18 protein-coding genes are annotated in these 19,545 nt (G+C 69.5%); 9 read left to right on the top strand and 9 right to left on the bottom strand.

What is annotated here, in order from left to right; translation table 11 throughout:
- Window positions 1–18: 18 nt before the first annotated feature.
- Entirely contained in the window at window positions 19–816 is a 798-nt protein-coding gene (locus ACIBJB_RS31115) for an HAD family acid phosphatase (protein ID WP_398935389.1), read from the top strand.
- On the opposite strand, the gene ACIBJB_RS31110 is transcribed toward ACIBJB_RS31115, so the two are convergent.
- A complete protein-coding gene (locus tag ACIBJB_RS31110) occupies window positions 813–3,011 on the bottom strand; it encodes a family 43 glycosylhydrolase (protein WP_398935387.1) in 2,199 nt (732 codons plus the stop codon). The genes ACIBJB_RS31115 and ACIBJB_RS31110 overlap by 4 nt on opposite strands.
- A 207-nt stretch (window positions 3,012–3,218) precedes the next feature.
- On the opposite strand from ACIBJB_RS31110, the gene ACIBJB_RS31105 reads away from it, so the two are divergent.
- Entirely contained in the window at window positions 3,219–4,373 is a 1,155-nt protein-coding gene (locus ACIBJB_RS31105) for a right-handed parallel beta-helix repeat-containing protein (RefSeq protein ID WP_398935385.1), read from the top strand.
- Between the two features lie 98 nt (window positions 4,374–4,471).
- Here ACIBJB_RS31105 and ACIBJB_RS31100 read toward each other — a convergent pair whose 3' ends face one another.
- From ACIBJB_RS31100 to ACIBJB_RS31090, 3 genes are all read right to left on the bottom strand, one after another.
- The gene (locus ACIBJB_RS31100; protein ID WP_398935383.1) at window positions 4,472–6,154 is read right to left on the bottom strand and encodes a rhamnogalacturonan lyase B N-terminal domain-containing protein; all 1,683 of its coding nucleotides are present in this window, start codon (window positions 6,152–6,154) and stop codon (window positions 4,472–4,474) included.
- A gap of 107 nt (window positions 6,155–6,261) precedes the next feature.
- Window positions 6,262–7,113 carry a hypothetical protein gene (locus ACIBJB_RS31095; RefSeq protein WP_398935381.1) on the bottom strand — a complete coding sequence of 284 codons (852 nt, stop codon included), beginning with the start codon at window positions 7,111–7,113 and terminating at the stop codon, window positions 6,262–6,264.
- Window positions 7,110–7,676, bottom strand: a complete 567-nt coding sequence (locus tag ACIBJB_RS31090) for a SigE family RNA polymerase sigma factor (RefSeq protein WP_398935379.1) — start codon at window positions 7,674–7,676, stop codon at window positions 7,110–7,112. The genes ACIBJB_RS31095 and ACIBJB_RS31090 overlap by 4 nt, the downstream gene beginning before the upstream one ends.
- A gap of 236 nt (window positions 7,677–7,912) precedes the next feature.
- Between ACIBJB_RS31090 and ACIBJB_RS31085 the strand changes: the two genes are divergently transcribed.
- A complete protein-coding gene (locus ACIBJB_RS31085) occupies window positions 7,913–9,316 on the top strand; it encodes an NCS2 family permease (RefSeq protein ID WP_398935377.1) in 1,404 nt (467 codons plus the stop codon).
- A 13-nt stretch (window positions 9,317–9,329) separates the two neighbouring features.
- On the opposite strand, the gene ACIBJB_RS31080 is transcribed toward ACIBJB_RS31085, so the two are convergent.
- The 3 genes from ACIBJB_RS31080 to ACIBJB_RS31070 form a co-directional block, all read right to left on the bottom strand.
- Window positions 9,330–10,781 (bottom strand): peptidoglycan D,D-transpeptidase FtsI family protein, encoded by a 1,452-nt coding sequence (locus ACIBJB_RS31080; protein WP_398935375.1) that lies wholly within the window; start codon window positions 10,779–10,781, stop codon window positions 9,330–9,332.
- A gap of 80 nt (window positions 10,782–10,861) precedes the next feature.
- Window positions 10,862–11,332, bottom strand: a complete 471-nt coding sequence (locus tag ACIBJB_RS31075) for a GNAT family N-acetyltransferase (RefSeq protein WP_398935373.1) — start codon at window positions 11,330–11,332, stop codon at window positions 10,862–10,864.
- 3 nt (window positions 11,333–11,335) lie between these two features.
- A complete protein-coding gene (locus tag ACIBJB_RS31070; protein WP_007381154.1) occupies window positions 11,336–12,109 on the bottom strand; it encodes an IclR family transcriptional regulator in 774 nt (257 codons plus the stop codon).
- A 130-nt stretch (window positions 12,110–12,239) separates the two neighbouring features.
- Here ACIBJB_RS31070 and ACIBJB_RS31065 point away from each other — a divergent pair, with 130 nt between their 5' ends.
- The 6 genes from ACIBJB_RS31065 to ACIBJB_RS31040 all read left to right on the top strand — a co-directional run bounded on the left by ACIBJB_RS31065 (window position 12,240) and on the right by ACIBJB_RS31040 (window position 18,102).
- Window positions 12,240–13,769 (top strand): aldehyde dehydrogenase (NADP(+)), encoded by a 1,530-nt coding sequence (locus tag ACIBJB_RS31065; protein ID WP_398935371.1) that lies wholly within the window; start codon window positions 12,240–12,242, stop codon window positions 13,767–13,769.
- Window positions 13,770–13,814: 45 nt separating this feature from the next.
- A complete protein-coding gene (locus ACIBJB_RS31060; RefSeq protein ID WP_398935369.1) occupies window positions 13,815–14,423 on the top strand; it encodes a DUF1349 domain-containing protein in 609 nt (202 codons plus the stop codon).
- 102 nt (window positions 14,424–14,525) lie between these two features.
- A complete protein-coding gene (locus ACIBJB_RS31055) occupies window positions 14,526–15,251 on the top strand; it encodes a DsbA family oxidoreductase (RefSeq protein ID WP_398935367.1) in 726 nt (241 codons plus the stop codon).
- A gap of 98 nt (window positions 15,252–15,349) precedes the next feature.
- Window positions 15,350–16,402, top strand: a complete 1,053-nt coding sequence (locus ACIBJB_RS31050) for an aminotransferase class V-fold PLP-dependent enzyme (protein WP_398935365.1) — start codon at window positions 15,350–15,352, stop codon at window positions 16,400–16,402.
- Between the two features lie 58 nt (window positions 16,403–16,460).
- Complete coding sequence (locus tag ACIBJB_RS31045) at window positions 16,461–17,069, top strand: RNA polymerase sigma factor (protein WP_398935363.1); 609 nt, start codon at window positions 16,461–16,463, stop codon at window positions 17,067–17,069.
- A gap of 34 nt (window positions 17,070–17,103) precedes the next feature.
- Complete coding sequence (locus ACIBJB_RS31040; protein ID WP_398935361.1) at window positions 17,104–18,102, top strand: maleylpyruvate isomerase family mycothiol-dependent enzyme; 999 nt, start codon at window positions 17,104–17,106, stop codon at window positions 18,100–18,102.
- 89 nt (window positions 18,103–18,191) lie between these two features.
- On the opposite strand, the gene thpD is transcribed toward ACIBJB_RS31040, so the two are convergent.
- On the bottom strand, window positions 18,192–19,097 hold the full coding sequence (gene thpD, locus ACIBJB_RS31035) for an ectoine hydroxylase (RefSeq protein ID WP_398935358.1): 906 nt from the start codon (window positions 19,095–19,097) through the stop codon (window positions 18,192–18,194).
- A gap of 8 nt (window positions 19,098–19,105) precedes the next feature.
- Window positions 19,106–19,522, bottom strand: coding sequence for an ectoine synthase (locus ACIBJB_RS31030; protein ID WP_398935355.1), 417 nt, complete (start codon window positions 19,520–19,522; stop codon window positions 19,106–19,108).
- Window positions 19,523–19,545: the final 23 nt, after the last annotated feature.

Below are 19,545 nucleotides of genomic sequence, written 5' to 3'. Positions count from 1 at the left end.
GCGCGTAGAACGTCTGTCATGCATAAGTCACTGCGTATCGCAGCCGTCACCGCGGCGTGTGCGGTCGCCGCGGGCGCCCTCTACGGCGCCGGTGCGGCCACCGCCGGCCAGTCCACGGCGAACTCCACGCACGAGCCCTACAACATAGGGCTCCTGGTCAAGGACATCGACACCTACTACGGCACCGCGGCCGACGCGAACGGTGTCTACCAGGCGTCCCCCACCAGCCCGTACGCCAAGGACCTCGCGTCCCTCGACAAGGCCGCCCGGAAGTACATCGACCAGGCCGCCCGCAAGGCGCACCACAGGGGCGAGAAGCCCGCCGTCGTCTTCGACATCGACGACACGCTGCTGCTCAGCCTCGACTACGAGAAGCGCTACAACTACACGTACAACGCGACCACTTGGGCCGACTACGTGAACCGGGCCGACCGCCCGGCCGTCTTCGGCAGCCCCGAGCTCGTGCAGTACGCCGAGAAGAAGGGCGTCGAGGTCTTCTACAACTCGGGCCTGAGCGAGGCGCAGCGCTCGGCCGCGGTCGAGAACCTGAAGAAGATCGGCGCCGATGTGAACCTCGACGCCGACCACGTGTTCCTCAAGGACAAGGCGAACCCGCCGTCCTACCTGAGCGCCTGCGCCACGCCGGGCACCTGGACCTGCACCACCGTGCAGTACAAGTCCGGCACCCGCGCGCACATCGAGAAGGACCTGGGGTACGAGATCATCGCCAACTTCGGCGACCAGTACTCCGACCTGGACGGCGGTTACGCCGACAGGACGTACAAGCTCCCGAACCCGACGTACTTCGTGAGCTAGTTCCGCACCGGCCGGATCCCCTCGAGGGTCGGCACCACGGGCTTGATCGTGCCGTCCGCCGCGAACTCCAGCCTGTCGATGGTGGTTTCGCGGTGCATTCCGTCGCCGCCGGGCTTTCCCGGCCCGTTCAGGGCGAACCGGTGATAGACGATGTACCAGTCGTCGGTGCCGGGGACGTTCACCACGGAGTGGTGGCCGGTGGCGAGGATGCCGTACTCGGGACGCTTGGACAGGATCGTCCCCTTCTTGGTCCACGGGCCGAGCGGGGACGGTCCCGTCGCATAGGCGACGTGGTAGTTCTCGCTGCGGGTGTCGTCCTCGGACCACATGAAGTAGTACGTGCCGTTCCGCTTGATCACGAAGGAACCCTCGCGGAAGTTGTCCGGGGTGATGTCCTTGACCGCGGCGGCGTCGTAGGACGTCATGTCGTCGTTCAGCGGGACGACATAGCCGTGCCCGTTGCCCCAGTAGAGGTACGACGTCCCGTCGTCGTCCGTGAAGACGGCCGGGTCGATCATCTGGCCCTGCAGCGAGCCGCCCTTGGCCACGAGCGGCTTGCCCAGCGCGTCCTTGAAGGGACCGGCGGGGGAGTCCGCCACCGCCACACCGATCTGCTGCTCGGCGCAGAAGTAGAAGTAGTACTTGCCGTCCCGCTCCGCGATCGCCGGCGCCCACGCGTACTTGTCGGCCCACGACACGTCCGCGCCGAGGTCGAGGATGACCCCGTGGTCCTTCCAGTGGACCAGGTCCTTCGACGAGTACGCCTTGAACCGCGTCCCGCTCCAGCCGTTGAAGCCGTCGGTGGTCGGGTAGATCCAGTACTCGCCGTTCAGATAGTGCACGTCGGGGTCGGCGTTGAGGCCGGGCAGGACGGGGCTTCCGGTCCGCACCGCCTCGACCGTCCAGCTGCGGCTGGTGCCGTCGGCGGCCGTCACCGTGTACGACTGTGGCCTGCGGAAGTCGCGCCGGGTACCGGATCTGGGGGCGATGCTGGCGCCCTCACCCACGGCGATCTTCGGAGCGAGGTGCGTGAGGTCGGTGTCGGTCTGCACCGGGAGCACGACCTTCGACGCGGCCTCCGTGACGATCGCGTACCCCTTCTGGCCCTTGGCCGTCGCGTCGACGACCGAGGCGGGCGTCGATGGATACGCGGCCAGCAGCCGGTCGTACTCCTGCTGCGTCACCGGAAGCACCGTGCCGTGCCGGGGACTCGCGGGCAGCTGGTAGTTCGTGGACGGGGTCCACCTGCCCGAGTCGAGGTCGGTGGTCTCGAAGGGGACGTACCCGCGGCCGCCGTACTCGTCGATGAACAGGTACCACTTCTTCTCGGTGTTCGACTTGAACACCGTCGGACCCTCACCGCGGTCCATCGCACCGCTGCCGATGCAGTCCGCGACCAGGTCGTACTTCGTCGAGGTCAGACTCGTCGACTTCTCGCCGGTGATGAACTTGGCGCAGGGCGAGCTGGAGGTGGGGTCCCGCTCGTCCTTGGTATAGCGGTAGTAGGTGTCCTTGTACTTCACGACCGTCGAGTCGATGACCGAGTAGCCGGGGTCGTCCCAGACCTTGGGCGCGCTGAAGGTGCGGAAGTCCTTCGTGGTCGCGTACAGCATCTTGTTGTACGTCGATCCCGTGTGCCCGGGATCGTCGTCGGCGTACAGCTTCGACGCCCAGAAGACGACGTACTCACCGAGACTGTCGTCCCAATAGGCCTCCGGCGCCCAGGTGTTGCCCGCGTTGTCCGGGGCGACCTTCACCAGCCGCTGGTCGGTCCAGTGGACCAGGTCGGTGGACTCCCAGATCATGACCGACTTGCTGCCGTGCCGCTGGACGTCGTCCCAACTGCCGCTGCTGTTCTTGTACATGCGCAGGTCGGTCGCGATCAGAAAGAACTTGTCGCCCTTGGGGGAGCGGATCACGAAGGGGTCGCGCAGGCCCTTCTCGCCGATCGTCGACGTCAGGACCGGCTTGCCCTGGTTCAGCTCGCGCCAGTGCAGGGGGTCGTTGCCGCGGCTGAGGGCGTAGCGGATCTGCTCGCCGTCGGCGGTGCCCTCGCCGGTGAAGTAGGCGAAGAGATATCCGGCGTACTTGGGGTGGTTCACGGGTGGTGCTCCTGAGTGGGCGGAACCGGGCGGTGCGGTGAGAAGGGCCAGCAGTAGCGAGAGACAGGCGACGAGGAGGATACGAGGGCGCATGTCGCTCCTGTGAGTGTGGGGGTGTGGGGGTTTCTGTTGGGGGCTGTGCGCGCCTTCGGAGTGTTACGAGTGGGAAACAGCACGTCAATCGGTGAGTGCGCGAGGAGCAGCAGCGAAAGTTTCGGTTGTTTTCGTCGGGGCGCGGCAACTTCACCGGCCATGGCGGCGACTTCAGGGCGTCCCCACTGCCGAGGAAAGGAACGCCCCGTGCGTCACAGCACCGGTCGCCACCGCCGGACCCGCACGCTCTCCATCGCCGCGGCGGTCGCCGTCACCGCGGGCGCGGGCGGTGTGTATCTCGGCCTGTCGGGCGGCGGGGCCGAGGCCGCGTCGACGACGGTCACCGTCTCCGGGACAGCCCAGCTGGAGGCGGCGGTGCGGAACGCGAGCGCGGGTACGGTCATCCAGGTCCGCGCCGGGACGTACACCCCGTCGGCCACCCTCAAGTCCACGGCGAACGGCACGAGTTCGGCACGGATCACCTTGCGGGCGTACGGCAGCGAGAAGGTCAGGATCGACGGGTCCAGGCTGCCCGCCGGGTCCTGGCTGGCCGGGATCTACGGCGACTACTGGACCGTCCGGAACCTCACCTTCCAGAACTCCCCGGCCCAGGGCTTCGTCGTCACCTCCTCCGTCGGCGGTGTCTTCCAGAACCTCGTCACCGCGAACAACGGGGACTCCGGGTTCACGCTGCGGGGCGACGGGACCAGCGACAACCTCGTGCAGAACCTGGACAGTCACGGCAACTACGACCCGGCTGGGCACGGGCAGAACGCCGACGGGATCGCCGTGAAGTTCGGGTCCGGCACAGGCAACCGGATCACGGGGGCGCGTCTCTACGACAACTCCGACGACGGGCTCGACCTGTGGCAGTTCTCCTCGCCGGTCACCGTCGAGCACAGCTGGGCCTTCGGGAACGGCAGGAACCGGTGGGGGGACGGCGCCTTCGAGGGCAACGGCAACGGGTTCAAGCTGGGAGGCGGGGGCGTCACGGTGGCGCACCTCGTCAACAACTCCGCCGCGTGGGGCAACACCGGCGACGGGTTCACCGAGAACTCCAACACCGGGGCGATCGTGCTGAACCGCAACACGGCGTACGCCAACGCCGAGGCCGGGTTCTTCTTCGCCACGGGCAAGGCCCGGTTGGCGCGGAATCTGGCGGTGGGCAACAAGGGCGGGTCGTCCAAACGGAGTTCGTCCGCGGTGTCCGCGGCGAACAACTGGGACAGCGGGGTGCCGACCCCGGCATTCAGGTCGACGGATGCCACCACCGCGTACGGCACTCGCCGGCCGGGCGGTTCGCTGCCCTCGACCGCCTTCCTGACCACCGGCTCCACCACCATCGGCACCACGATGAACTGAGCGCGGAACGCGAAACGCCCCGCCTGTCGTCACAGGCGGGGCGTTCCTCGTGCCGGCCCGAGGGGGGCTCCAGCCGGCAGCTGCTGGCCGAGGGGGGCTCAGGCCAGCAGGTCCAGGCAGTCGAACGACGTGCCCGCGCTGAGATAGGCACTGCCGCCCGAGCCGCTCACGATGTCGAGCTTCAGGACGTTGTACTGCGTGGTGTCCGTCTTCCACGCACTACTAGGGACGTTGAAGACGAACGAATGGTTGTTCCCCCGGTACGAACCCGTGGTGAGGGAGCGCGTGCCGGGCTGCGTGGGGGCCGTGGGGATGGCCGAAACCCAGTCGTTGACGCTGACGCGGGGACGGCCGCCCGCGAAGGCGTCGGTCACCCCGACCCGCAGCGTGTGCGCGACGGCCGCCTGGGCCCTGGTCAGCTTGAAGTAGATCAGGACGCCGTCGTTGACGTCCTTCCACATGTACGCCGGGAAGGACGCCGCCTCGCCACCGCCGCCGATCGTGACGTTGCCGGTCCACTTGGCGGCGCGGCCGTCGGAGGGGTGGGCGTACGTCATCAGCTTGGCGTTCTTGAACTCACCGGGCGTGCCGTCCCAGTCGCCGAGCCGCCAGACGGCCTGGGCGGTGGACGGATCGCCGGTGATCGTGAGGCTGTGCAGGGAGGTCACCGCGCCCGCCGTGACCTTCACCGACGCGGTGTGCACCGCGAGTTCGCCCTTGTACACGGTCATCGTGTACGTCCCCGGCAGCATCCCCTTGCAGGAGTAGGCGCCGGTTCCGGTCGCGGCCTTCGCCCAGTACTGCGCGTCCGCGTTGGCGAAGCCCACCGTGTACGGGTGGGAGGTGTCCATGCCCTTCAGGCCGACCCCGGCCACCCTGCCCCGGCCCCCCGCGCCGACCCAGCCCGTGATGCCGAGACCGTCGACCCAGCCGGTGTCCAGCCTGTCGTGGAAGAGGGCGGACGACGGAGCGCCACCGTCGGTGAAGGCGAGGACGTACGGACCCTGGAGGCCGAAACGTTCCGCCTCGGTCTGCGCCTCGTTGTAGTGCAGGATCTCGTAGAGCCCGGCGCCCTTGTCGTTCGAGTGCCGCAGGAGCGAGCGGTAGAAGGGACCGCCGGAGGCCTTCTCATGGTTGGAGCGCACCAGCCAGAGGCCCACCGAGCCGGTGGTGAAGCCGACGTGGTCGTAGTCGATGGTCCGCTTGCCCGAGTAGTGCTTGGAGTGGGTCGTGCCGTCGGCCCTCTTCCAGACGTCACCGGCCTCGATGATCTTGTCGGAGGTCTCGATCCAGCTGTCTGAACCCGTGTTGGGGAACATCCCGGGCTTGAGGCGGACGATGTAGCGGGTCGCGGTGAAGGAGGCGTCCTTCTTGTCCGTCCAGAGGTAGACGTTGTTCTGGCCGCTGCGCGCCGCGTACCACTGGGTGATCGCGCCGTGCACGACCTTGATCAGAACGACCGGTCCGGACTTCCTGACGGCGACCGTGGAGGCCCCGAGCCCCGACTCGACGTGCGAGTTCTTGCCGCCGTAGCCCTGGTACTCCTTGCCCTTGTAGACCAGGGACGTGAGGTCGCCGGTCGTCTTCGAGACCTTGAAGACCAGGGAGGCTCCGGTGTCGACGACGTAGTTCCCGCCGTCGTCCGAGTAGCCGAAGGTCGCCGCGGAGGCGGCGGAGAGGAGGCCGGTGCCTCCCGCGACGGCGGCACCGGTGGCGGCCACGCCGAGCGCCGAGGCGCCGAGTACCCGCCGGCGGGTGAGGGGTCTCTTGTGCGTGCTCAAGGGAGGTGCTCCGTCATCAGGGGGACCGTGCACCCATTAAGTGGCCGCTGACGAGGAATCGGTTGCCGCGCCGGCGGAGGTTTTTCGGTAAGACTCCGGCAAGAGACTTAGGAGTCCCCTTCGTCCGCGCCGTCGTCCTGGGCCGCGAAGCCGCCCTTCACGGCGAGGTCCCCGGACTTCGTGGTCGCCGTCGCCGTGTAGCCGTCGCCCTTCGCGTCCCGGCCGCCGCGCTCGTGGTTGTACTGCCCGGCGAACACCCACTCGCCCTTCGGGACCGTACGGCCGTCCTTGAGCACCCAGGTGTAGACGAGGAAACCGTCCTCCTCGGCGACCGTCAGCGTGAAGTCGTCCTCGGGCAGTGAGCGCCAGGCGCCGGCGTTGCTGACACCGCCGGTCTGTTCGATCCGCAACTCGACCGTGAGCGCGGTCAGTTGCTCGGAGGTCTTGAAGGTCAGATCGCTCTGCGCCCAGAACTCGTTGCTGTGCGGGTCCACCGAGCCGTCCGACCACAGCGGGCCGTCCTCGACGCCGGAGGCCTGCACCTCGGTGGACGCGCTCGGCGTGCGCGAGGGCGTACCGCTCGGCTTCTCGGCCTGCTGCGTGGGGGTGGTCCTCGGTGTCGGATCCGCCGGCGGGGCGGGCGGCCGGCTGGTCGCGTCGGGCGACGGAGTGGGTGTGCCCGTGGTCGCGACGGACGTCTGCGCGGCCGGCTCGTCCTTGACCGCGGACGCCACCGCGTAACCGCCGAGGCCCAGCACACAGGCGACCGCGGCCGTGGCGCTCACCACCCGCACCCAGCCGTAGACCGGTGGCCGGGTCGCCCGGTGGTCGGGGCGGGTCTGTTCCGACATACCGCGCTCGATCCGGGCGAGGATCTGCTCGCGGTTCGGCTCGTGCGCCTCGGCCGCGTCCCGCAGCCGGGCGCGCAGTTCGCCGTGCACGTCCCGCCGCATGGTCATCGGTCCCTTCCTCCGGCCTCACCGGTGCGCGCCATCGCGGCGTGCACCCTCAGCGGAGCGTTCTGAGGGCCGAGCAGCCGCTGCAACTCGGCCATCCCCTTCGAGGTCTGGCTCTTCACCGTACCGACCGACACACCCAGGGCCAGCGCGGTGTCCTTCTCCGAGAGATCGAAGGCGTGCCGCAGCACGACACAGGCCCGCTTGCGGAACGGCAGCCTGCGCAGCGCCTCCTGGACGTCGACCACGCCCGCCACGTCGGGATTCTCGACCTTCTCCTCGCGCTGGGACCAGAACAGGGCGACGCGCCGGCGCTCACGGACCGCGCTGCGGATGCGGGTGCGGGCCAGATTGGCGACCACTCCGCGCGCGTACGCCGCCGGGTGGTCGGCCGCGCGCACCCGGTCCCAGCGGTGCCACAGCGCCAGCAGGGCGTCCGCCGCCAGATCGTCGGCGGCGTCCGACTCACCGGTCAACAAATGGGCGAGGCGGGACAGTTCGGCATAGTGGCGTTCGAAGAAGGCGTGGAACTCCACGGAGGCGGCGTCGTCGACGACTGTGCCCACGGGCTCCCTCTCCTTTGCGTGTCATGTGAATGACATGTGATCGTCCGGGGGTGGCCGGGCGGAGATCCGGAAGCGTAGCAGTGATCCAGTAAGGGTTTTCGTACGGTCCTTCGAACGATGTGTGACGGGGCGGCCCCCGAATCCGTAACACGAAGAAAACCTGAAGCGCGTTCAACGCAGGAACAATCCAGCCAGCATCCGCACACCGATCATTCAGGCACCAAGGAGCATCGACCATGTCCGTCGACCGGTACTTCAGGATCTCCGAGAGGGGATCCACCTTCGCCCGTGAGATACGCGGCGGCTTCGCCACGTTCTTCACGATGGCCTACATCCTTGTCCTGAATCCCATCATTCTCGGCAGCGCGAAGGACAAGTTCGGACACACGCTGGATGCGGTGCAGTTGACCACCGCGACGGCTCTGGTGGCCGCGGTCATGACGATCATCATGGGCGTGGGCGGCAACCTGCCGCTCGCGCTCGCCGCCGGGCTCGGGCTGAACGCGGTCGTCGCCTTCCAGATCGCCCCGCTGATGAGCTGGGACGACGCGATGGGTCTGGTCGTCCTGGAAGGTCTGCTCATCTGTGTGCTGGTGGTCACCGGACTGCGGGAGGCCGTCATGCACGCCATCCCGCAACCGCTCAAGCAGGCGATCAGTGTCGGGATCGGGCTGTTCATCGCGTTCATCGGATTCGTGGACGCCGGGTTCGTGAGCCGTATCCCCGACGCCGCCAACACCACCGTGCCGGTGCAGCTCGGCGGCACCGGCGCCCTCACCGGGTGGCCGATCCTCGTCTTCTGTCTCGGAGTGCTGCTGACGATCGGGCTGCTCGCCCGCAAGGTCAAGGGCGCGATCCTGATCAGCATCGTGACCATGACGGTCCTCGCGTTGATCATCAACTCGATCGCCGACATCAAGACGTGGGGGCTCACGACACCGGCGTGGCCCGACAAGGTCGTCGACACCCCCGACTTCGGACTGATCGGTCACTTCAGCCTGTTCGGTTCCTTCAGCGCGCCCGGCGTGGGGATCGTCACGGTCGTCCTGCTGATCTTCACGCTGATCCTGTCCGACTTCTTCGACACGATGGGCACGGTCGTCGGGATCACCGCGGAGGCGGGTCTCCTTGACGAGGAGGGCAAGGTGCCCAACCTCGGCCGGGTCCTGTTGATCGACGGGGCGGCGGCGGTGGCCGGTGGTGCGGCGTCCGCGTCCTCCGCCACGTCGTACATCGAGTCGGCGGCGGGCGTCGGTGAGGGCTCGCGCACCGGGTTCTCGAACCTGGTCACCGGCGGTCTGTTCGGCCTGGCGCTGTTCCTGACCCCGCTGCTGACCATCGTCCCGCTCCAGGCCGCCGCGCCCGCCCTGGTCGCCGTGGGCTTCCTGATGATGACGCAGGTCAAGCACATCGACTGGGACCGGTACGACATCGCGATCCCGGCGTTCCTGACCATCGCCGTGATGCCGTTCACCTACTCGATCACGAACGGGATCGGGGCCGGCTTCCTGGCGTACGTCGTGATCAAGGTGGTGCTGGGGAAGGCCAAGGAGATCCACTGGCTGTTGTGGGCGGCCTCGGCGCTGTTCCTCGTGTACTTCGCGATCGACCCCATCGAGCAGATCCTCGGCGCCAAGTAGCCACCGGGACACCTCAGTTCTTGAGGGCCGCCTCCATCATGGCCTTGGCCACGGGGGCGGCCAGCCCGTTTCCGCTCACCTCCGAGCGGGCCGCGTTCGACTGCTCCACGACCACCGCCACGGCGACCTCCTTGCCGTCGCCCTTTCCGTAGGACGTGAACCAGGCGTACGGCGTCTTGCTGTTGTTCTCGCCGTGCTGGGCCGTGCCCGTCTTGCCGCCCACCGTGACGCCGTCGATCAGGGCGTTCGTGCCGGTGCCCTTCTCCACCACCGTCTGCATCGCCGACTGGAGTTGTTCCGCCGTGCCGGAGCTGACGACCTGTTCGGTGCCCGCCTCGTCGTCGTAGTTCTTCAGGACGTCGCCGCCGTGGTCGGTGATCGTCGACACCATATGGGGCGTCACCAGCTTGCCGCCGTTGGCTATGGCCGCGGACACCATGGCCATCTGGAGCGGGGTGGCCGTGACGTCGTACTGGCCGATACCGGTCAGGGCCGTCGAGGACTTGTCCATGCCGGAGGGATAGACGCTGGTGTACGCCCGCACCGGCACGTCCTGCTGGTCGTCGTTGAAGCCGAACTTCTCGGCCGTCGCCCGCACCTTGTCCTGGCCGAGGTCGACGGCCATCTTCGCGAAGACGGTGTTGCAGGAGTACTCGAGCGCGACCCGGATCGAGGCGTTCTCGCAGGGCGCCGAGGCGCTCTCGTTCCCCAGCGGGGTCACCGTGCCCGGCAGCGTGTACGGGTCCGGGCTCTCGGTCTTCTCGTCCACCGAGGAGTACAGGCCGTCCTCCAGCGCGGCCGCGGCCACCACCAGCTTGAACGTCGAGCCGGGCGGCAGCGGCTGGCGCAGCGCGCGGTTGGTCAGAGGCTTGTCGGAGTCCGCGTTGAGCTGCTTCCAGGCACTGCCCGCGGTGTTGGCGTCCGTCAGCGAGGACGGGTCGTACGACGGCGTCGACACGACCGCGAGGATCTTGCCGGTCGCCGGGTCGATCGCGACGGCCGCGCCCTTCTTGTCGCCGAGCGCGTCGTACGCCGCCTTCTGCACGGCGGGGTCGATCGTCGTGATCACATCACCGGGCTCGGCCCGCTGGTTGGTGACCGTGTCCAAGACGGTCTTCAGCCGGCTGTCGGTGCCGTTGAGGAGACCGGCGTAGATGCCCTCCAGCTGGGTCGGGGCGTAGGCCTGCGAGGCGTAGCCCGTCACCGCCGCGTACAGCTTGCCGTTCGTGTACGTCCGCTTGTACGCGAGGTCGCTGTCCGTCACCTTCTCGGAACCCGTGACCGCTTTTCCGGCCACGATGATGTTCCCGAGCGGCGAGGAGTACGTCTCGATCGCGTTCCGCCGGTTGTCGTTGTCGTCCGCGAGTGCCTGGCCGTCGTAGAACTGCACCCAGGTCGCTCGGATCAGCAGAGCGAACACCAGGAGCAGCGCGAAGACCGATGCGCGCCTGATCGTCTTGTTCATCCCACACGGAAGACGATCAACGACGGACGAATCGTTCCCGAACGTCCGCTTTTCTCATCGGACGTTCATCTACGTCGGCTTCACGCGTCCAGCGTGAGCACGAACTCGTCGATCTCCGCCCCGCGCGCGTGGGCGTACCCGGAGGCCTCAGCGGTCACCCGGAATCCGCACTTCTCCAGGACGCGCAGGGAGCCGGTGTTGTCGGCGGCCGCGCGGGCGTACAGGGGCCGCTCGGGCACCTGGGCGACCAGCTCCCGCAGTGCTGCTGTGGCGATGCCGCGCCCCCAGTAGGCGCGGTCGATCCAGTACGTCACCTCGCGCTCGCCCGGTTCGCCGTACACGGCCGCGCTGCCCACCACGTCCCCGTCGGCCAGGATCGTGCGCTGCACGTCCGCGCCGGCCCGGATCCGTTTCCAGTGGGCGTCGAAGGCGTCCCGGTCGGCCGGGTCCTTCGGGGTGAAGGCCGCCATGTGCAGGGCCTCGGGGTCGTTCATCTGCCGGAAGAACACCGGCAGATCGCTGTCATGGACTTCGCGGAGAACGATCTGCATGCCTCAGAGCCTACGGGTGGCCAGTGTCAGCCGGTCCCGGGCGTCGAACAGCGCGTCCTTCACCATCTGTTCGTGCGCCGGGGTCAGCCGCGCCACCGGCACCGAGCAGCTGATGGCGTCCCGCGCGGGCGTGCGGTACGGGATCGCGACGCCGAAGCAGCGCAGCCCCAGCGTGTTCTCCTCACGGTCCACCGAGAAGCCCTGCTCCCGGATCTGGTGCAGCTCCTCGATGAGCTTCTCGCGGTCGGTGATCGTGTGCTCGGTGAGCGCGGGCAGGGTCTCCGGCAGCATCTTGCGGACCTGCTCGTCGGAGTACGTGCTCAGCAGCGCCTTGCCGAGGGAGGTGGAGTGCGCCGGGAGCCGGCGGCCCACTCTCGTGAAGGGCCGCAGGTAGTGCTGTGACTGCCGGGTGGCGAGGTAGACGACGTTCGTGCCGTCCAGACGCGCGAGGTGGATGGTCTCGGTGGTGTCGTCGGAGAGCCGGTCCAGGGTCGGCCGGGCCGCCGCGACCACCTCGTCGCCGTCGATGTAGGAGGTGCCGACGAGCAGCGCCCGCACCCCGATGCCGTACCGCGTGCCCGTCGCGTCGGTCTCCACCCAGCCCAGCTCGACCAGCGTGCGCAGCAACATGTAAAGACTGGACTTGGGGTACCCGACGGCCTCCTGGACCGCCGCGAGGGAGTGCATGCCGGGGCGTCCGGCGAAGTATTCGAGCAGTTCAACCGTCCGTACCGCGGACTTGACCTGTGACCCGCCGCCCGTCTCGCCAGCCGACATCGCCTTTGACCCCTTCGTTCGACGGGAACCCAGCTATATAGTCTCCAACAGCATATTCACCATCAGGGACAGCGTTCAGCATATCGAACGTTCCTGGTGGCTGACCCAGATACACGTGGAGGGACCCGCGGTGGCAGCAGCACCAGTCTGGAGTGTCGACCCCCGAACCGGGAAGCAGCGCGAGCAGGTTGCGGTGGAGGCCACGGCCCAGGAGGTGGACGCCGCCGTCCGCGCCGCGCACGACGCGCGTGCGTCGCTCGCCGACCGCACCGTCCGTGCGGCCTTCCTGCGCACCGCGGCCGACCGGCTCCAGGACTCCAAGGACCATCTCGTCGAGGCCGCCGACGCCGAGACCGCGCTCGGCCCGGTCCGGCTGACCGGCGAGCTCGCCCGCACCAGCTACCAGCTGCGGGCCTTCGCCGACATCGTCGACGAGGGCGAGTTCCTCGGCGTGGTGATCAACCACCCCGACGACACCGCCACCCCGCCGATCCCGGACCTGCGCCGCTACAAGGTCCCCCTCGGCGTCGTCGCCGTGTACTCGGCCTCCAACTTCCCCTTCGCCTTCTCGGTCGCCGGCGGCGACACGGCGAGCGCGCTCGCGGCCGGCAACCCCGTCGTCGTCAAGGCCCACCCCGACCACCCGGCCCTGTCCGAGCTGGTCGCGTCCGTGCTGCGCCGGGCCGCCGCCGAGCACGGCATTCCCGCGGGCGTGCTCGGTCTCGTCCACGGCTTCGAGGCCGGCATCGAACTGATCAAGCACCCGCTGGTCGCGGCCGCGGGCTTCACCGGTTCCGTGAAGGGCGGCCGTGCCCTGTTCGACGCGGCGGCCGCGCGGCCGGTGCCGATCCCGTTCCACGGCGAGCTGGGCTCCCTGAACCCCGTCGTGATCACCGAGGAGGCGGCGGCCGAGCGCGCGGAGGCCATCGGCGCCGGGCTCGCCGGCTCCATGACCCTCGGCGTCGGCCAGTTCTGTGTGAAGCCGGGCCTGGTCCTCGTACCGTCCGGCGCGGCGGGCGACGGCCTGCTGAAGTCCCTGACCGACGCCGTCAGCGACACCGACCCGGGTGTCCTTCTCGACCACCGTATGCGGGACAACTTCGTCGCCGGCGTCGCCGAGCGCGCGGAGCTTCCCGAGGTCGAGACGCCGGTGACGCCCGGAGCGGGCGGCGAGCACACGGTGAGCGCGGGCTTCCTCACGGTGGCGGCGGACAAGCTGACCACCGAGGGGGCCTACGACCTGCTCCTGGAGGAGTGCTTCGGTCCGGTGACCGTGGTGGTCCGCTACGACGACGACGAGCAGGCGCGGGCCGTGCTGTCCCGCCTGCCCGGCAACCTCACGGCGACGGTCCACCTGTCCACCGAGGAGGCGGCCGGTCACGGACGCGGCGGGGAGATCCTCGCGGAGCTGACGCCGCTGGCGGGGCGCGTCCTGGTGAACGGCTGGCCGACGGGTGTCGCGGTGGCCCCGGCCCAGCACCACGGAGGCCCGTACCCCGCGACGACGTCCACGTCGACGTCGGTGGGCGGCACGGCGATCGAGCGCTGGCTGCGGCCGGTGGCGTACCAGAACGCACCGGAGGCCCTGCTCCCGCCGGAACTGAGGGACGACAACCCCCTGGGCCTGCCCCGCCGCTTCAACAACCAGCTGGAGCGCTAGGCACCCGAAAGCCGCGCGCGGAGAGGGAACTGGAAAACTCTGAGGATGGACGTCGAACTTCCCGAACTCCCTTTCTCTCTCCGCACCTACGGCCCCGACGGGCACTGGAAGTACGAGGACGGCTTTCTCTCCGGCTGGGCCGGCCCGAGGCAGGACCGCTTCGTGCCGCCCACCGGGGAGTCCCTGGACCCGGCCGCCGACGCGCCGCGGCTGCTCGGTGCCCCGGAGGGGGACTTCCAGCTGATAGCCCGCGTCACGGTCGGCTTCAACGGATCGTTCGACGCGGGCGTGCTCTACGTCCATGTCGGCGAGCGGGCCTGGGCCAAACTCTGCCTGGAGAACTCCCCGGACGTGCCCACCGTCTGCACGGTCGTCACCCGGGGGCACTCCGACGACTGCAACTCCTTCACCGTGGACGGCAGTTCGGTGTGGCTGCGGGTCAGCCGCACCGGCCGCGCCTTCGCCTTCCACGCCTCCCGCGACGGCAAGCACTGGACCTTCGTCCGCCTCTTCACCCTGGGCGACGAGAAGGAGACCGACGCGGCCCTGATCGGCTTCATGGCGCAGTCGCCGATGGGGGAGGGCTGTGTGGTGACGTACGACCACATCGAGTACCGGCCCGAATGGCCGGCCGACCTGCGCGACGGAAGCTGAGCGCCGACGGGGGCCGGTGGGGAATGAGACCCGCTGCTTGAATGTTCACCCACTGAGCGGAGGGAGTCTCCGCAGCCGTCCGAGCTGGAGAGAGCCGTAGACATGCGCGTCGAGATCTGGAGCGACATCGCCTGCCCCTGGTGCTACGTGGGCAAGGCCCGCTTCGAGAAGGCGCTGGAGGCCTTCCCGCACCGTGACGGCGTCGAGGTGGTCCACCGGTCGTTCGAGCTGGATCCGGGGCGGGACAAGAGCGACGTCGAGCCCGTGCTCGCGATGCTCAGCAAGAAGTACGGCATGAGCGAGGCCCAGGCCCAGGCCGGCGAGGAGAACCTCGGCGCCCAGGCCGCCGCCGAAGGGCTCGCCTACCGGACCCGGGACCGCGACCACGGCAACACCTTCGACCTGCACCGGCTCCTCCACTTCGCCAAGGAACAGGGCAGGCAGGACGAGCTCGTCCAGATCTTCTACCGGGCCAACTTCGCCGAGGAGAGGTCCCTGTTCACCGAGGGTGACGAGCGCCTCGTGGAGCTCGCCGTGGAGGCCGGCCTGGACGCCGACGAGGTCCGCACGGTCCTCGCCGACCCCACCGCCTACGCCGACGACGTCCGCGCCGACGAGCGCGAGGCCGCCGAGCTCGGTGCCAACGGCGTCCCCTTCTTCGTCCTGGACCGCACGTACGGCGTCTCCGGAGCCCAGCCCGCCGAGGTCTTCACCCAGGCCCTCACCCAAGCCTGGGGCAACCGCTCCCCGCTGAAGCTGATCGACCAGCCCGACACGTCCGCGGATGCCTGCGGTCCCGACGGGTGCGCCGTACCCCGGCAGGGCTGACAAAAGCGCAGGTCGGCGCGGACGTATAAGCGTTCCTTGGTGAAACCACGGAGAAAGTCGCAATGGACCGAGAGGTCTTCCGGCCGCACAGTGGAGCCATGGAGACCTTCGAGAGCCTCGTCCGCGCCGAGTTCGCCCCGAAGAACACCTATCTCAACACGGCGAGCAGCGGTCTGCTCCCCGCACGCACCGTGACCGCCCTCCAGGAGGCGGTGCTGATCCGCGCCGAGGGCAGGCCGCTGGACCCGCTGTTCCAGGACGTGGAGCTGTCCCGCGCCGCGTTCGCCAGGCTCGCCGGCGTCCCGGTCACCCGGGTCGCGGCCGGCGCCTCCGTGTCCACCCACTCGGGCCTGGTCGCCGCCTCCCTGCCCCCGGGCGCCGAAGTCCTCACCGCCGAGGACGACTTCACCTCCGTCGTGAACCCCTTCCACACCCGCGGCGACCTCAAGGTCCGCATCGTGCCGCTGGAACGGCTCGCCGACTCCGTCCGCCCCGGCACCGCCCTCGTCGCGGTCAGCGCCGCCCAGTCCGCCGACGGCCGGATCGCCGACCTGCCCGCCCTGCGAGAGGCGGCCAGGGCACACGGAGCCCGCACCTACGTCGACTTCTCGCAGGCCGCGGGCTGGTTCCCGGTGGACGCGCGGTCGTACGACTACACCGTCTCCACCACCTTCAAGTGGCTGCTCGGCCCGCACGGCGCGGCCTTCCTCGCCGTGCCGGAGGACTTCGGCGACCTGAAGCCGGTGCTCGCCGGCTGGGTCGCGGGCGAGATCCCGTGGGACAGCTGCTACGGCCCCGTCGCCGAACTGGCCCACTCCGCCCGGCGGTTCGACGTCAGCCCCGCCCTGTTCACCTACTCGGGCACCCGCCGCTCCCTCGAACTCCTGGAGGAGCTCGGCGTGGACGCCGTGCGCGCCCACGACCTGGTCCTCGCGGACCGCTTCCGTACCGGACTCGCCGCCCTCGGCCACGCACCGCTGCCGGCCCCCGGCTCGCCGATCGTGTCCGTGCCCGGACTCGGCCACCGGCAGCGCGACTTGAGCGCCGCAGGCATCGAGGTCTCCGACCGCGCGGGCAACCTGCGCGCCTCCTTCCACCTCTACAACACCGCCGCCGATGTCGACCGGCTCCTGGACGCCCTGTCTGCCTGAACCGCTGGCGCCGCGCCGCCCGGGACGCTAGGAAGGGGCATCAAGGGGTGGTGGTGCCGTGGAGTCCACGGACGGGACGACGTCCGTACAGCAACCCGCAGACGCGGAGCTGCACCGGCGGCTGGTGTACGGAGACGAGTCCGCGCTGGCCGAGGCGTACGGGGCGTACGGCGGGCTGGTGCGGGCGGTCGCGGTGCGCGTGACCCGCAGCCGGGCCGCGGCCGAGGACGTGGCCCAGGAGGTCTTCGCGCAGCTGTGGAGCAGGCCGTACGCCTTCGACGCCCGCCGCGGCAGCCTGCGGACCTGGCTGTCGGTGCTGGCGCACCGGCGGGCCGTGGACTGGGTGCGCAGCGAGGCCCGGCACCGCAAGGACGTCCGCGCCGACGACCTGGCCCTGCACGGCATCCCGGACGCCTCTCCGGGCCCCGCCGAGGCGGTCGTCGACCGGGAGCGGTCCCTTCTGCTGCACACCGCTCTCGCCGAACTCCCGGAGCCGCAAAGGGAGGTGGTGCACCTCGCCTACTTCGCGGGCCGCACCTACCGGCAGGCCGCCGTCGAGCTCGGCATCCCCGAGGGCACCGCGAAGACCCGGCTGCGCACCGCTCTGCGCGCCCTCGCGGAGACTTTGGCCGACCCGCCCGACCCGGCGTGGGAAGAGGGCGCATGATGGCGGCAGGGGAACACAGGGAAGGGGGCGAGCGGTGACCGATCACGACGACGTACGCGACCTGCTGGCCGCCTGGGCCTTCGGCGTCCTGGAACCGGCCGAGGAGCGGCTGGTCCCACCGCACCTGGCCGAGTGCGAGCGCTGCGCGGCGGAGGCGGAACGGCTGCGCGCGACCGTACGACTGCTGGACGGCCCGCCGCTCGAGGAGCCGCCGTCCCCCCTCGGCACCCTTCTCACCGGCGCCCTCCGCGCCCGACCCGCGCCACCCCGTGTGGCCCGGCACGCCGCCCCCTATGCGGCCGCCGTCGCCGGGCTCGAGGCGCTGCTGCCCGAAATCGCTGGGCGCTGGTCGACGCCGGTCGTGCACGACTGGGACGTGCACGCGACGGTCGCCCATCTGCTGGCCGCCGACGAACATCTGGCCCTGCGGCTCGGGATCGACGCCCGGGTGCCGGGCGCGCGGATCGACGAGGACGCGGACTGGGCGGACGCCTGGGAGAGGCGAACCGCCGAGGTGATCGCCCATGAGTACGGCCGTACGCCCGAGGAGACCGTCGCCGACTGGTCCGCGCAGGCGGCCGCGCTCCTCGGCACCCCGTATGCCCGCGATCCCGAACTCGCTGCCGGGACAACCCTGTTGATGGGTCTCAGGCTGCCCGTCACCGAGCACTTCCTGGCGCGGGCCTTCGAGGCGTGGATCCATACCGACGACATCGGCCGCGCCCTGGGCCTGGCCGTGCCGCCGCCGCCCGAGGAGCACCTGGGGCAGCTGGTCAGGCTGGCCGTCCGCGTTCTCGGCACCGTCCTCGGGGCCGGGGCGCCGCCGGTGCTGTTCGCGGTCAGGGGCGGCGAGGAGTGGGTCCTGGGTTCGCAGAGCGATCCCGTGGCCGCCGAACTCACCCTGGATGCCGTGGACTTCTGTCTGCTGGTCGGCGGGCGGCAGGCGTCGGACACGGTTCCCCGGGACACCACGGGCGACGCGGCCGCCGTACGGAACGTACTGGAGCGGGCCGCGTCGCTGTCGTGGCTGTGAGCCGCAGGGTTACTTCACCGGCGTGAAGTCCCTTGCGCCAATGCTGCATTCTCCGGGGGACAACCCCCGGACCCCCGGCCGGGATCGAGCTACCGGACTGGAGTGAAATCCCTTGCTCCGATGAACGTCGGCCGCCGGATGGGCGCCGCGAACGGCTCCACGGCCTCGTTCTCCACGCTGTTGAACACGATGAACACGTTGCTGCGCGGGAACGGCGTGATGTTGTCGCCGGAGCCGTGCATGCAGTTGCAGTCGAACCAGGTCGCCGAACCGGCCTTGCCCGTGAACAGCTTGATGCCGTACTCCGAGGCCATCGCCGTCAGCGCCTCGTCCGACGGCGTGCCGGCGTCCTGCATCTGCAGCGACTGCTTGTAGTTGTCCTTCGGGGTGGCCCCCGCGCACCCGAGGAAGGTGCGGTGCGACCCCGGCATGATCATGAGGCCGCCGTTGGTGTCGTAGTTCTCGGTCAGCGCGATCGAGACGGACACCGTCCGCATGTTCGGCAGGCCGTCCTCGGCGTGCCAGGTCTCGAAGTCGGAGTGCCAGTAGAAGCCGCTGGCCCCGAAACCGGGCTTGACGTTGATCCGCGACTGGTGGACGTAGACGTCCGAGCCGAGGATCTGCCGGGCCCGGCCGACGACCCGCTCGTCGCGCACCAGACGCGCGAACACCTCGCTGATCTTGTGCACCTCGAAGACCGAGCGGATCTCCTTGGACTTCGGCTCGATGATCGAGCGCTCGTCCGCGCGGATGTCCGGGTCGGTGACGAGCCGCTCCAACTCACGCTGGTAGACGGGGACTTCGTCGGGGCCGATGATCTGGTCGACGGCGAGGAAGCCGTCGCGCTCGAACGACTCCAGATCGCCCGTGGCGATCGGGCCCGGCGTGCCGGGGGCCGACCAGACGACCGGGTCCTTGCGGGGCGTCGACACCTCGGTGGCGCCGCGGCTGGGATAGAGATCGGTGACGGTGGTGGTGGTCGTGGTGGTGGTCATGGGTGCGGTCACACCTCCTCGGATTCGGGTTCGGGTTCGGTGAGCAGCGGGTAGACGCCGTTCTCGTCGTGGTCCTCCCGGCCGGTCACGGGCGGGTTGAACACACAGATGCAGCGGAAGTCCTCCTTGACCCGCAGCGTGTGCCGCTCGTGACCGTCCAGCAGGTACATGGTCCCGGGGGTGATCGAGTGCGTCTGCCCGCTCTCGTGGTCGGTCAGCTCGGCCTCGCCCTCGACGCAGACGACGGCCTCGACGTGGTTCGCGTACCACATCGACGTCTCCGTACCCGCGTACAGGATCGTCTCGTGCAGCGAGAAGCCGACCCGCTCCTTGGCGAGCACGATGCGCTTGCTCTCCCAGGTGCCGGACGCGGCCCTCACATGCCGGTCGGTGCCTTCGATGTCCTTGAAAGAACGGACGATCACGGTGCTGCGATGCCTCCTACGTA

The organism is Streptomyces sp. NPDC050759, from assembly GCF_044456945.1.
Taxonomy (GTDB): Bacteria; Actinomycetota; Actinomycetes; order Streptomycetales; family Streptomycetaceae; genus Streptomyces.
The sequence above is the reverse complement of the archived record's forward strand: the minus strand, read 5'-3'. Positions and strand labels throughout refer to the sequence as shown.

Excerpts from the sequence above, each read along its gene's own strand:
- ACIBJB_RS31060 (WP_398935369.1), top strand. The coding sequence starts at position 13,815 with ATGGACGTCGAACTTCCCGAACTCCCTTTCTCTCTCCGCACCTACGGC.
- ACIBJB_RS31055 (WP_398935367.1), top strand. The coding sequence starts at position 14,526 with ATGCGCGTCGAGATCTGGAGCGACATCGCCTGCCCCTGGTGCTACGTG.
- ACIBJB_RS31095 (WP_398935381.1), bottom strand. The coding sequence starts at position 7,113 with ATGACCATGCGGCGGGACGTGCACGGCGAACTGCGCGCCCGGCTGCGG.
- ACIBJB_RS31110 (WP_398935387.1), bottom strand. The coding sequence starts at position 3,011 with ATGCGCCCTCGTATCCTCCTCGTCGCCTGTCTCTCGCTACTGCTGGCC.
- ACIBJB_RS31050 (WP_398935365.1), top strand. The coding sequence starts at position 15,350 with ATGGAGACCTTCGAGAGCCTCGTCCGCGCCGAGTTCGCCCCGAAGAAC.
- ACIBJB_RS31085 (WP_398935377.1), top strand. The coding sequence starts at position 7,913 with ATGTCCGTCGACCGGTACTTCAGGATCTCCGAGAGGGGATCCACCTTC.
- ACIBJB_RS31115 (WP_398935389.1), top strand. The coding sequence starts at position 19 with ATGCATAAGTCACTGCGTATCGCAGCCGTCACCGCGGCGTGTGCGGTC.
- thpD (WP_398935358.1), bottom strand. The coding sequence starts at position 19,097 with ATGACCACCACCACGACCACCACCACCGTCACCGATCTCTATCCCAGC.
- ACIBJB_RS31080 (WP_398935375.1), bottom strand. The coding sequence starts at position 10,781 with ATGAACAAGACGATCAGGCGCGCATCGGTCTTCGCGCTGCTCCTGGTG.
- ACIBJB_RS31075 (WP_398935373.1), bottom strand. The coding sequence starts at position 11,332 with ATGCAGATCGTTCTCCGCGAAGTCCATGACAGCGATCTGCCGGTGTTC.
- ACIBJB_RS31070 (WP_007381154.1), bottom strand. The coding sequence starts at position 12,109 with ATGTCGGCTGGCGAGACGGGCGGCGGGTCACAGGTCAAGTCCGCGGTA.